This is a genomic window from Vibrio splendidus 12E03 (assembly GCF_000272105.2).
Classification (GTDB): Bacteria; Pseudomonadota; Gammaproteobacteria; order Enterobacterales; family Vibrionaceae; genus Vibrio; species Vibrio splendidus_I.
The window spans coordinates 64,965-77,317 of sequence record NZ_AJZD02000313.1 but is presented as its reverse complement, the minus strand read 5'-3'; the positions used below and the strand labels follow the sequence as shown (position 1 = coordinate 77,317).

General features: G+C 43.0%; 10 protein-coding genes. 5 read left to right on the top strand and 5 right to left on the bottom strand.

The window, feature by feature from the left end; all coding sequences use genetic code 11:
• Positions 1-36: 36 nt before the first annotated feature.
• Entirely contained in the window at positions 37-957 is a 921-nt protein-coding gene (locus A142_RS20120; protein ID WP_019822605.1) for an HDOD domain-containing protein, read from the bottom strand.
• Positions 958-1,315: 358 nt separating this feature from the next.
• Between A142_RS20120 and A142_RS20115 the strand changes: the two genes are divergently transcribed.
• Positions 1,316-1,897: a TfoX/Sxy family DNA transformation protein gene (locus tag A142_RS20115; RefSeq protein ID WP_019822603.1), complete on the top strand. Its 582-nt coding sequence runs from the start codon at positions 1,316-1,318 to the stop codon at positions 1,895-1,897.
• A 150-nt stretch (positions 1,898-2,047) separates the two neighbouring features.
• Here A142_RS20115 and A142_RS20110 read toward each other — a convergent pair whose 3' ends face one another.
• The 3 genes from A142_RS20110 to A142_RS20100 all read right to left on the bottom strand — a co-directional run bounded on the left by A142_RS20110 (position 2,048) and on the right by A142_RS20100 (position 5,311).
• Positions 2,048-2,590 carry a hypothetical protein gene (locus A142_RS20110; RefSeq protein ID WP_019822601.1) on the bottom strand — a complete coding sequence of 181 codons (543 nt, stop codon included), beginning with the start codon at positions 2,588-2,590 and terminating at the stop codon, positions 2,048-2,050.
• 287 nt (positions 2,591-2,877) lie between these two features.
• Positions 2,878-3,375, bottom strand: a complete 498-nt coding sequence (locus tag A142_RS20105) for a response regulator (protein ID WP_019822599.1) — start codon at positions 3,373-3,375, stop codon at positions 2,878-2,880.
• Positions 3,368-5,311 (bottom strand): ATP-binding protein, encoded by a 1,944-nt coding sequence (locus tag A142_RS20100; RefSeq protein ID WP_019822597.1) that lies wholly within the window; start codon positions 5,309-5,311, stop codon positions 3,368-3,370. Before A142_RS20100 ends, A142_RS20105 begins: the two co-directional genes overlap by 8 nt.
• A gap of 182 nt (positions 5,312-5,493) precedes the next feature.
• On the opposite strand from A142_RS20100, the gene A142_RS20095 reads away from it, so the two are divergent.
• The 4 genes from A142_RS20095 (at position 5,494) to A142_RS20080 (ending at position 11,423) form a co-directional block, all read left to right on the top strand.
• On the top strand, positions 5,494-6,756 hold the full coding sequence (locus tag A142_RS20095) for a DUF945 family protein (RefSeq protein WP_019822596.1): 1,263 nt from the start codon (positions 5,494-5,496) through the stop codon (positions 6,754-6,756).
• A 163-nt stretch (positions 6,757-6,919) separates the two neighbouring features.
• A complete protein-coding gene (serC, locus tag A142_RS20090) occupies positions 6,920-8,014 on the top strand; it encodes a 3-phosphoserine/phosphohydroxythreonine transaminase (protein WP_029405476.1) in 1,095 nt (364 codons plus the stop codon).
• 350 nt (positions 8,015-8,364) lie between these two features.
• Positions 8,365-9,513, top strand: coding sequence for a sugar ABC transporter substrate-binding protein (locus A142_RS20085; RefSeq protein ID WP_029405475.1), 1,149 nt, complete (start codon positions 8,365-8,367; stop codon positions 9,511-9,513).
• Between the two features lie 20 nt (positions 9,514-9,533).
• The gene (locus A142_RS20080) at positions 9,534-11,423 is read left to right on the top strand and encodes a GGDEF domain-containing protein (RefSeq protein WP_019822591.1); all 1,890 of its coding nucleotides are present in this window, start codon (positions 9,534-9,536) and stop codon (positions 11,421-11,423) included.
• Between the two features lie 210 nt (positions 11,424-11,633).
• Here the strand turns inward: A142_RS20080 and A142_RS20075 are convergent, their stop codons facing one another.
• Complete coding sequence (locus A142_RS20075) at positions 11,634-12,350, bottom strand: 3'-5' exonuclease (protein WP_019822587.1); 717 nt, start codon at positions 12,348-12,350, stop codon at positions 11,634-11,636.
• Between the last annotated feature and the right edge of the window lie 3 nt (positions 12,351-12,353).

The following is a 12,353-nucleotide window of genomic DNA, read 5'->3' as shown; positions in this document are numbered from 1 at the left end:
ACTTCATATTACATTTACTTGTCACTTAACAGTGACTTAGAAGCCGCTAGTATTGATCACGTCGCTTAGCTTTGCATTAAAATCATGTTTGCTCAAGTTGCTTAATTTATAGAGCACCTCTGCACCTGTCACATTAAGTTCAACTTCGTGTTCATCGATGTTCTCATCCTTGTTTCTGAACATCAGTAGGTGGTTAGCGATTCGAGCGATATCTAAGTAAGACACTTCACGTTGTTCGTGGTTATTGATGGTATTGCTGCACACATCAATAAAGTCGCTGTCGAAGCCCCAACGATTAAGCACCAATTTACTGGTAGCAGAACATTGGCCTTGGAAGATTTGTAGAGCAATGTCGTGGTCTAGATAATTGCCGTTTTCGAGGTAGAGGTGGTATTCGCTAACCAAACAGAACAAGCCAATATCAGCCAGCAATCCAACAAGCAGTGATTTTTCATGTTCAAGGTAGCGGTATTCAATAGGGGAGAGTTCTTTGAAGCCGTTGGTAACCAATACCATGGTGGCGCCTAGTTCTTTGGATACAGAAGCGCTATTAACCAATAACTCATTACATTCTCTGCTTAGGTCAACTGAATGCTTGAGTTGCTCAATGGCCTGAGCCGTCACGATGTCACGAACTCTTAATATACCAAGGCGGGATACGGCTGTCATAATATCGACACAAGTAATGTTGCGTCTGTTGAAGACGACAGAGTTAGCCACACGAATGACGATAGCAGTAAGGCCTGGATCTTCGAGTAGGCACTCGGCAACTTCGGCAATCCCGGTTGACTCGAGGGTACAGAGTTTTTGAATTTTCAGTACAACGTTAGGGATAGGAGGAAGTGTTATTTTTCCCGCTGAGATAGAATGGCCAACAAGTTGGGCAAACTCTGATTCCAGACCCTTTAAGAGAAGAGTCTTATTTTGTGGTAGCCAGAAAAACGATAAATGATTCATATAAAGAGTAAAAACATGTATGTCTTGCCATTTTACAAGCCACGATGCTGCGAGGCAATACTCATCCGTCCACATAACCTTTAATAATTTGAACCGGTGTATCACTAGGTGTCCAAATTCAAGCATGGTTTGATAGGTTATTGTGATGTCAATCATGAAAAACCAGAATGCTCAATTGATTGATGTGAACTAAGTCCAGACTTATTTTTCTTTTCGAAGTATGATTTATTTAAAGGTGGAAAACGAAACCATAATATTCACCTATAGAATAACAAAATAGATTTAAAATTTTTCGCATAACAAGCTGCTTGTCTGGTGATCAACCTAATCGGGGTAATTTGATTAAGGATCAACGGATATGACCGAGACAGCATTTATTAATTACGTGAATCAATTTGGTGAGCATCAAAAACGTTCTATGTTTGGAGGTATTGGCCTCTTTCAAAATGACGCTATGTTCGCTTTATTGAGTGAAGGTTGTTTATTCATTAGAGGTGGAAAATCATTAGATAAAAAACTGACGGATCTTGATTGTGAAAAGTATCGTCATGTAAAAAAACAGACAACAGCTACCGTAAATTACTACGACATTACGGATCTGTTTACCTGTGAACATCCTGAATTGGATAGTATTATTCGTACTTCAATCGATAATTCAATTCAGCAACGTAGCTTCAAGAAATCATCAGCTAGCCGCAGATTAAGAGATCTACCAAACATGCAACTTACGTTAGAGCGCATGGTTAAAAAGGCGGGTGTGGATGATGTTTCAATGTTTATGCAGTTGGGCGCGCCTGAAGTGTTTAATAAGGTTCGCAAAGCGTACGGAAACGATGTTGACCTAAAACTACTTTGGAAATTTGCGGGTGCAATTGATGGTATTCACTGGAAACTATTACAAGAGCCACGCAAGCAGCAATTACTGAAGAGCTGCCACTAAAGAAGTTTGCCTTATATGCTTAAGATTACTGTCAATAAAAAAAACCGAGGAATGTCCTCGGTTTTTTTTGTTTCTGTCTTAGCCGGATTTCTTAAAAGACTAAGTATCAAAAGGCTAAGTGCTCGTTAAGAGCTAGCTTGGTTTTAAGTATTAGTACTTAAAGCGAGCAGTGAACATAAGTTGGTCACCGTAGAAGTCGTTAATACGAGCTTCAGCGCCTAGAGAGAAAAGCTCTGTAGAGTGGAAACGTGCGTAAACAGAACCTGTCCAATCATCGTTGTCATCGATAGAAACGTAACCACCTTTACCACCAACTTCTAGTTGTGGACCAAGCCATTGGCGAACACCAACGTTGATTTCCATACCGATATCAGTAGAGCTTGAGTTCTCTGGCTGAACGATACGAGCTAGCATTTCACCTGTTAGGTCTGCCCAGTTGTTTAAAGGAGCGTGGAAACCAAGACCGACAGCTGAGTCGTAATCGCCTTCAAATTCTGAATCGATACGTGCTACAGCATGAGCGTTCGGATGAATGGACTTACTGAACGCACCACCAAATGTTACTGGGCTAGCACCGATACGTGCTTCAAAGTAATCATAGTTAAAGTTGCTCATTACCTGTGGTTGTTCATCAACAGCTAGTGCTTGACCAGAAGCCAATAGCATAGCGGTAGTAAGTAGAATTTTGCGCATAACGACCGTAAACCTATATTAGTGTTAATTCCTTTGGTTTGAGACAAATCGGCAAACCATAAACATTGAGACAGTTTAATCTAACTCACGGAAAAGTAATCCTTTAAAATGTAAAACCTTACTCATTTAGTTAAAAAACAAGCAAATTAAGGATCAGTATGTAACAGAGATCTCATGTTTTAGGGCGAATGAGAAAAATAGACGAGCGAATTATCCAAAATTTGTATGCATTCGGACGGTTCTTATATCGGATGCCGCTTTTCTCAGTATCCATTAACCAATCAGTGCTATTCACCAAAACTGGTGCGTTTATCCGCCATTGAAGTCAGTATGCGCTCGGTATCCAAGATCGAAGTCCAGTTAAGCAATTGCTTGTCGTTGGCAATGACATAGTCAGTCAATTGTTGAGTAATCGTGTCTCTCAGTTGGTCGCCTTGCCAAGGTTTTGAAATATAGAAATCAAGTGCTGCGTTGTTAATGGCTGTGATGGTATCTTCTAGCCCAGCTTGCCCGGTGAGCAACAGCTTACGCGTTGGTTTAGTCGCGTCGTGTTGGTTGAGTTCGATCAGAAAATCAATGCCGGTTTCTTCTGGCATGATGTGGTCGCACAAGATTAACGCGAGCTTAATACCATCTTGTCCCATTTCTTTGATGACTTGCTTGGCTTCATCGACCGACTCAGCACCTTCAACCAGAAAGTTCTCTTCAAATATCGCCAAGTCCTGAAGGACACTATTGAGAACTTCAGGTTCATCATCGACACATAAAATTAGGTACTTATTCATGAGGTGCTCCTTCTTGTTTGAATGGAAGCCACACTTGCATGTTTGTATGACTGCCTACCTCTGACTCCACCAAAATAAATCCTTGATGAGCCGAAACGATTTGTTGAGAAATGGATAACCCAATCCCTAAACCAAAGTTGCCTTCTTTTTTGGTGGTGAAGTTTGGGTTGAAAATGGTGTTGATGTCTTCTTTGGCAATGCCGTGGCCAGTATCGGAGATTTGCACCACAAGAAACGTGTCGTCGCCTTTTGTCTGTTGAGAAGTGGTGATGGACACTTTTCCTCGTTCAGATAGGGCATCGAGCGCATTGGAGATAAGGTTGGTCCACACTTGTTGTAGCGAGAGCGACTGGCACAATAAAGGTGGCAAGTCGGTGTCGTAATGCTTCTCGAGTTGGTGATGTTTAAGCCTGTTTTCAAAGATCACTAAGGTATCTTCAAGCCCTTCATGGATATCTGTGTAGTGGCGAACTTCTTCATCTTCCCGGGCATAGCTTTTTAGGCTTTTAACCATGTCGGCAATCCGTTTGCTGCACACTTGAATTGAGCGGATAGAGTTTCCAACATAGTGATAATGTTCTAAGTCATTGAGCAGCTCTTTGCCTGCGATAGGGGAGTCTTTCAAAGTGTTTAGAACCGCAGAGTCTTGGCTTAGGTTTAGTCTCACGGTTTTTTTGGCTAGCGCCCGATCATCAATAGTTGAGGTGAGATGTTTTACGAGTTGTCTTTCTTGAGCTGTAGATAGTGGTTTTGCTAGTTTTGAATGAGCGAGTACGTCTATTCCTTTATTCGATTCTGGGACTGACGAGTTTTCTAGTATCTGGTCGAGATGTTCAGACAAGGTTTCGATGCTTCTTAATATGGCTGCAATCGGGTTATTTAGCTCATGTGCGACTCCCGCGACTAGCTGCCCGAGCATCGCCATTTTCTCTTTTTCGATCAGTTGTTGATGGGCTGATTCTAACGATTCCAGTGTTTGCTGGAGTTTGATCTTATTGGTGATGCTGCGTTGCAAACGTCGATTGAAATGACGAAGCAATAGATTGGTAAACAAAGGCAGCAGGGTATTGTTTGAATGCATCACCTGAGCAAAGCTATCTTTATCCAGCTTGATAACGCGTGTTTGCGTTAGGGTGATCGCGGTAGAAAACGAAGGCTCACCTGTCACAAATGACATCCCGCCGACAATGTTCCCCTTGGAGTGACGTACCACTTCCCGTTGTTGCCCAAGTTCATCTTTCTTATAAAGAGCCGCTTCACCCTCAATGATCAGCCATAAAAAGCGATTGTCTTCGCCTTCCACAGTGAGCAGATGCTCGGGGGAATAGTCACGAATGGCCTTGGTTTTATCATCTTTTGAAAACACATCTTGTAAGGCACTGACGACACGCTCTGCAAGGGCGTTATCCGAAAGCTGGTGGTAATCGTGAATGAAACCCGATTGGAATGAGTGAATCTTTTGTTCAATGTGCGCTCTGAGTAAGCGCTGCTGGTCGAGTGCGTCGCTGTAAGACAACAGGTTTTCTGAGTCGTATTGGATAACAAAAGAAGTCAGCTCTTTTTGCGCTGATTTGAATAGAACCTGATCTTGAACCGGCTTGGTTAGACAGTGGTTAAGCCTGCCTTCATTTACAGCGGTTAGAATGGATTGAATGTCTGACGAAGCGCTGACTAATATCGTTCTTGCGGTATTACTATGGGGCAGCTGTTCGAGTTCAATCAGAAATTGCACGCCATTAAATTCAGAATGATGATGAGTGATCACCAAGGCTACGGTTTGGTTGTGATCATGAATATCTTCTAATGCGTGATGTGCGTCTTCTATGTTCTCGGCAGTATAAATATCGAATACAGAAGCCAACGGAGCCAGCTCCGAACGTATTCTTTCAATGCTAACCGGATTATTGTCCAAACAGATAACAGCGTATTGATTCACAGCTCAACCTTAATAGTAGCGACGTCTCTAGCCTAGCAAGAACCGCCTAATAAGGATGAGAGCTAGCCGTTAATTTATTGAGGCAATCGAAGTATCGAGCAATAGACTGATTTAACTCAATGTTTCTTGTTTGCTACTGATGGGTTAGACTAAAAAAACAGACACGTGTAGAAAGAGAACTCATGGAACAGTTAAGAAAAATTGGTGCAATTGGCGGCGCAATCTCATTGGCTCTTTGCTGGCCTTTAGCGGTTGGCCAAATTGGACAAAATGCGATTACTGATGGCGTTGCAACGCTTAACAATTCAAGCATTCAAGCTGAGATCGTGGAATACGATAGAGGTTACTTGTCTTCCAACGTAACCACTCGTTTAACTGTGACGGATGAAAACCTGAAAGAGCAACTCGCGATTGATGGCTTACCCAGTGAGTTTGTCATTAATAGTGCGGTTAGCCACGGTTTAGTAAGCTTAAACGCGCTATCAACGTTTGAGAACGCTGACATTCTTCCTCTTACTCTGACTACCAGCACGGAACTAAACGGCAACACAGATTTCAATTTCGAGTTAAGCCAGTTCAATCATCAAGGTTCTGATGAGAATGGTACGTCGGTATCGATCACTAAATCGAACCTTTCTGGCCATGCGACTGTTTTAGGCCAAGTTGATTACGAGCTTTCAATCCCTTCAGTTCAAATTGATTTTGAAACCGGTGAAGAGGTAACGTTGTCTAATCTGAAAGGTGTGGGTTCAGGCCAACAAGCGAAAGGCTACTGGTTAGGTACTCAGAATTTTACTATCGATAGCTTCTTGGTTTCAGACTCTGCAATGCAGCCTTTCATGACCATTGAAAATTCTAAGTACGATTTTGAATCACATTTAGATGAAGCAACTAAGCGTCTGCGCAGCAATCTCAAGCTGGATATCGCCAACATAGAGACCAGTGAAGGCCAGTTGAACAACCTAAACGTCGATTTTGAAATGTCGAAGCTGGATAGCGAGTCGTTTGAGAAAATCTTTGAGATTTACCAATCTAACCCTGTGATGACGCAAGAAGACGTTGCAGAGATCATTCCATTTATCGATATCCTGTTTGCTAAAGGTTTCGACCTTTCAATGAACAACATGTCACTAGAGCTAGGTAAAGGGCAGTTCGAATCTAAGTGGTTGGTGAGCGTACCGGAAGGGACCGAAAACATCAGCAGCAACCCTTCGATGATCATGCCGGCATTAACGGGTAACGTTCACTCTAGCTTCTCAAATGAGCTTGTTGAAGAGTACCCATTCATCCGTGAAGGTATCGATGAATTGCTTGTGATGGAAATGATCAAGGAAACAGAAAGTGGTTATGAAATCAGCGCTGACTTAGAAAATGGAAACCTAGTGTTCGAAAATGGACAAGAAATTCCATTAATCGCTCTACTTATGCCGGTTTTTGTTCAATAAATAGAACAGGCTTGAATACTGATAGGGTGATTTAGCAGGTTAAGCTTAAACATTTTATACAGTACAAAACAAAAGAGGTCTTAAGACCTCTTTTGTTGTTTTTATGTTGGGTAAAACATGGTATTACTTTCATAGTTATTATTTAGCAGGAGCAATTATCCCCATGGAACTTACATTAGATAACGTATTCAACTTTAGTGCTGGCCCAGCGGCACTGCCTAAACCGGTAATGACACAAGCGCAAGCAGACTTCATTGATTGGAATGGTTTAGGCACTTCCGTTATGGAAATCAGCCATCGCAGCAAAGAGTTTATTCAAGTTGCCGATGAGTCTGAGCAAGACCTACGTGATCTTCTGAACATCCCAGACAACTATAAAGTTCTTTTCTGTCAGGGGGGAGCTCGTGCTCAATTCGCTGCTGTTCCTCTAAACCTTCTAGGTGACGCGACGAAAGCAACTTACATTGATGCGGGTTACTGGGCAGAAAGCGCAGTGACTGAAGCGAGCAAATATTGCGAAATCGATGTATTTAACGCGAAGACATATCTTGATGGCAAAGCGGCGGTTGTTCCGGCTAAAGATTGGAAAATCGACCCAGAAGCTGCGTACGTACATTTCTGTCCAAACGAAACCATCGATGGCATTGAAATCAGTGAGCTTCCTCAAACGGATAAGCCAATCGTCGCGGATATGTCATCTAACATTCTGTCTCGTAAGATCGATGTTTCTCAGTATGGTGTTATCTACGCGGGTGCTCAAAAGAATATCGGCCCAGCTGGTATCTGCATTGCTATCGTACGTGATGATCTACTAGAACTAGCAAACGAAGTATTGCCGAGCATTCTGAACTACAAAGTACTTGCTGAAAAAGACTCAATGTTCAACACACCGCCAACGTACGCTTGGTACCTATCAGGCCTTGTATTCAAGTGGCTGAAAGCTCAAGGTGGCGTTGAAGCGATGGAGTTGGTGAACAAAGAGAAAGCGGCGTTGCTTTATAATGCGATTGATAGCACTGCTTTCTACAAAAACGATGTTCACACCGCAAACCGTTCAAGAATGAACGTACCTTTCCAGTTGGCGAAACCCGAGCTAGACAGCAAGTTCTTAGAGCTGGCTGATACTGCAGGTCTGAAATCGTTAAAAGGTCATAGAGCTGTAGGTGGAATGAGAGCTTCACTTTACAACGCAATGTCTCTGGAAGGCGTTCAAGCACTGGTTAGCTTCATGAAAGATTTCGAAGAGAAGTACGCTTAATCGATGACAGGGCTTTGACCGATAAATTGCTTATTTGATTTTTATTGTGTCGAATGCACCAAACGAGATAAATGCCGCTTTTGCGGCATTTTTTTGTCGTTAATAATAAAGGGTATGGTATGTTGATTTATTGTAAGAACAGTCATCGAGAGATATGACGGATGTATCGGAATGAGCAGACCTTTCTCTTAAAGCGAGAGTTGCAACTGTTATTCAGGCACTTTTTACTATATAACGTGTCGCCCAAAGTTAGGTCTCTAATCATGAGCAGCGAGCGATAAGTCGCATCGCCCGGTTTATTGATTGGCGATTAAAATCCAACGTCTAATTTTTACCACAAGGAAGCAAGAGTGAGGTTATTGAGTCTATTTGCGATGCTATTTCCAGCCGTTGCTTGTTCGTCCACACTTGAAATATGGGCTGGTATTAATTATGAAACGGCCGATTATGTAAAAGAACATATCGAAGCGATGACGGATCATCGCGTAGAAATTCGTTCGTTTGACGTCAACAGTATTCGTTCTGAACTTCTTGTTGCTGACCCTAGAGACAATACTTTTCCCGACGCCATTTGGGTTCCTTCGGACTTCTTAGGTCTAACTGAATATATCGAATTAGCGACACTTCCCGAGGCTTGGGTTGATACCCAACGCTATGAGAAAAAGGCGCTCGATGCGGTGGTCATTAACGGTGAGCTTAAGGCGTTACCGGTTGGCATTGGAAACCAGGTCGTTCTGTATTCGAGCAAACCTCAAGCGCAAGTCGTTACATGGGAGAGCCTAATTGAACGCTCTGCTCAGTCCGATCAAGTGAGTGTGCTTTTTCCCAACCCAAACATGTACTTCTATCTAGCTTTCTATCAGCTTTTTTCTGAAGACTTATTATCGTCTAAGAATGTTAACGGTGAAGGGTTAGTTGCTATCTTTGATTTCATCGATATGTTGCAGCAGAAAAAAGTCATCGAATCATCGTGCAGTGATATTTGCGCGAGGCAGAGATTCATCAATGGGGAAGTCGAGTTTTTGATTGACGGCGATTGGGCTTTCAGTGAACTCGATGCTGCTTTTGGTCGAGATTTGTACATCAATTCGTTGCCGACCTATCGTGGTGAGAGTATGTCTTCATTTAGTGGCGCGAAGATTTTTGCTGTCACGGAAAAAGGCATGAAGAACCCAGATAAGAAATTAGCTTTGAAAGAAGTCATTCAATACCTGCAATCAAACAGTTTCACCTATTTAGCTCACTCGAGTGCCATGGTTTCGCCGTTTTATGAGGTTAATCAACGTCGTGTTAAGGAAGGTAACCAGACATTTTCAAATATGTACGATGAGTTTCAAGCGTCGCAAATGATGTCGAGTGACTACAAGATGGCGATCGTTTGGGAGGCATCGGCTCGGGCGTATCAGCGTTACAAGTCTGGGATGCCAAAGAGTGAACTGCATAAGTTTTACAATGATTTTGTTCAATATTACTCGGCGAATATGAGGGTAAGAGATTGAAGCTATCATTAAAATATACCATGGGCTTGGTGTTGTTGGCTTGCTCAATGCTCCCTGTTTACCTAGCGGGGCAGTTGATTCTCAATAAACAAAACCAAAGTTCTTTAGAGCAAAAAGAAACCAAGCTGGACAACTCTACGACCGGTATTCGTCAAACTGTACAGGAGCAAATTAAGCTGACGGCGAGCCTAACCCAATGGTATTCGCAAGACCGATCACTGATTAAAGCGGGCGGTAACATCTTTTTCTCGAGTGTGGTTTGGGACAAGATGGATAGCTTCAATGCGCTAGCGGAGAGTGTGTCCGCGACTTATATTCTGGACCAAAACTGGAAGCCCATTTATGACAGCAAAGGCAGCTTGTACCATTTTGAGCAGAGCCAGTTATTAGAAAGCTTGAAACGTCCTCAATCGGTTTATGGGCAAGGGAAATTGTTTCACACCGAGTTTACCGAAACGGAAGTGGCGGATAATGCCACTGCCGGTATTGCTTTTGTCGCGCCGATTTTACCTTATCGTTTGATTGAAGGTTCTACATACACGCCGCAGGGTTATCTTGTGGTTCTTATGGGGTATGACAGACTTAACACTAAAGTGACGCCTTTCCTTTATCAAAATGAGTCGGTTGAGTTTAACTATGTTGATTCAACGGATGCTCAGTCTTCTAAACAAAGTGCGAACATTATCTCTATCGACAGCACATTCTTTACCGACAAATTGGTACTGAACGTCAAACATCATATTTCCGACAGTGCGCGTTTATTAGAGATGCAACAAGCTCAGGTGGTCTTTGTCAGAATATTGGTGGCGACGCTTGCCATCTCGATTGTGTTTGCTCTGTTCCTAAGCCGCTGGTTCTCAGGGCAATTAAACCTGTTGGCTGAATCTGTTACGTCGTATTCGCATAACCAGTCACCGACTCATAGTGTGGATGAACATCGTTTTACAGAGTTCGTCACGCTGAGTCGTTTATTGGAAACCATGTGGGGCCGTATACAATACCAAGTCCGTGAACTGACCGAAAGCAACGATAAACTCGAAAGATTTAATGTTCAGCTAGAGGACTTAGTTGAAGAGAAAACCAGCAAGTTAACGTATTCGCTCGCGCGTGAAGAATCCCAGAAGCATCGTATTTTGAAGATCGTTCAGTTTGCATCATCAAGACACGCGGCTGAATATCGGTTGATTCCTCAAATGGTCGATCAAGAGTTAAAGACATTACTTGTTCAACATTCGATTCAGTTTCATTTTAACCGGACTGGCGAGGCTGACCTGATACTCTGTGACTCACAGGGGACGGCGATCGGGTATTTTTGTTCAAGTTCATTTGATGTCCTCAGTGAAGAAGATCTTCTGATTTTTGACATGTACCAAAAACAGTTAGCTGGTTGGCTAGAGCTCGAAAATATTACACGGATTAACATGCCGACTGGCTGTTTGAACCGTAAAGCTTTTAATGAAGATCTTGAATTCAGTAAACGCAGCATTAACGACAATCAATATCAGGTTTCTTTGATCATTTTTGATATCAATGGCTTGAAAACGACCAATGATGTTCATGGGCATGAGATCGGGGATGAGCTGATACAGCGCTGCGTAGACGTAATCAGCCACGAATTGACACCTGCCAGTAATCTATATCGTTTGGGTGGAGATGAATTTGCGGTGCTTACCTTAACGTCTGGTGAGTCGAGTTCGCTCAATGTCGCAAAGATGACTGAGCAGTTGTACATTGCTCAGGAGCAACAGGCAATCGAGACTAAAGCGGGTATCTCTATTCCTGTCAGATTCTCGATTGGTGCAGCCTCTAGTGATTCAACAGACGTTGAGCAATTGTTCTCAGTCGCTGATGAGAATATGTATCAGCAAAAGCGTCTTTATTACCAAACGTTGTCTGTGGTTGGGAAGTAATAATGCCAATCACGCTGACAAATAGCGATCACGATTTTCGACGCACATTAGAGCGGAACTGCTGCGGTGTGACGTTATAATATGTTTAAACGCTTATGGGAAATGCGCTTAGTCGGGCCAACCGTTGCTTAAACACAGACGATAAAAATGAAAAAGCCCACCAATGGAAGTTGATGGGCTTTGTGTTTGTATTTAGCTTACGTAACTCAGCTAGAGCCAGAAACTCTTCAGAGGCATCTCAGAGTCAAAGTGATGAGCAATTTGCGCTTGGAGTAGCTCAGCGGTCGCAATAGCGTCAGTTAATGCATGATGCGGCGTGTAGTCGGGCAGATGGTATCGACGACGACTCTGACCCAGTCTCACTGAAGCTGGCTTCTTACCTTTCAGCTTATTCCACAAGCCGCCAGCCAGTTTATTTTGGATCTGAGATTCAATCTCCAGCGTGTCGAGGACTGGGAACTCAATGCCTTCACCGAGTCGCACTTTCAATGCATTGTCCAAAAAGTCACGTTCGATACGACGATAGTGAACCACAGGGATATGTCCCGCCATTGATTCTAAGATCTCGCCCAACACTTCGCTAAGGTCTGGCGCATCAATGATGTCATTGTGAGTGATGCCATGAATCACGACAGACTCTTCTTCAAGTTTCTGTTTTGGTCTTAGAGTCCAGTGTTTGGCTTGTCGCAAGTAGATGCGATTGAGCGTAAATGGCACTAAACCAATGGTGATGATGCCGTCTTTGTTTGGGTTTAACCCCGTTGTCTCAAAGTCGACAGCCAAGAACATCACTTCTGAAAGTGGCGTATCAGGCGCAGGAAGAGGCTGGCTATAAAAGTGCTTTAAGCGCGCGTCTCTCGCTCGTTCCAGCTTCTGAGCAAACTTAAATGGCCAATCGACCGCAGGTGATCTGAATAGTTTGTTCATAGG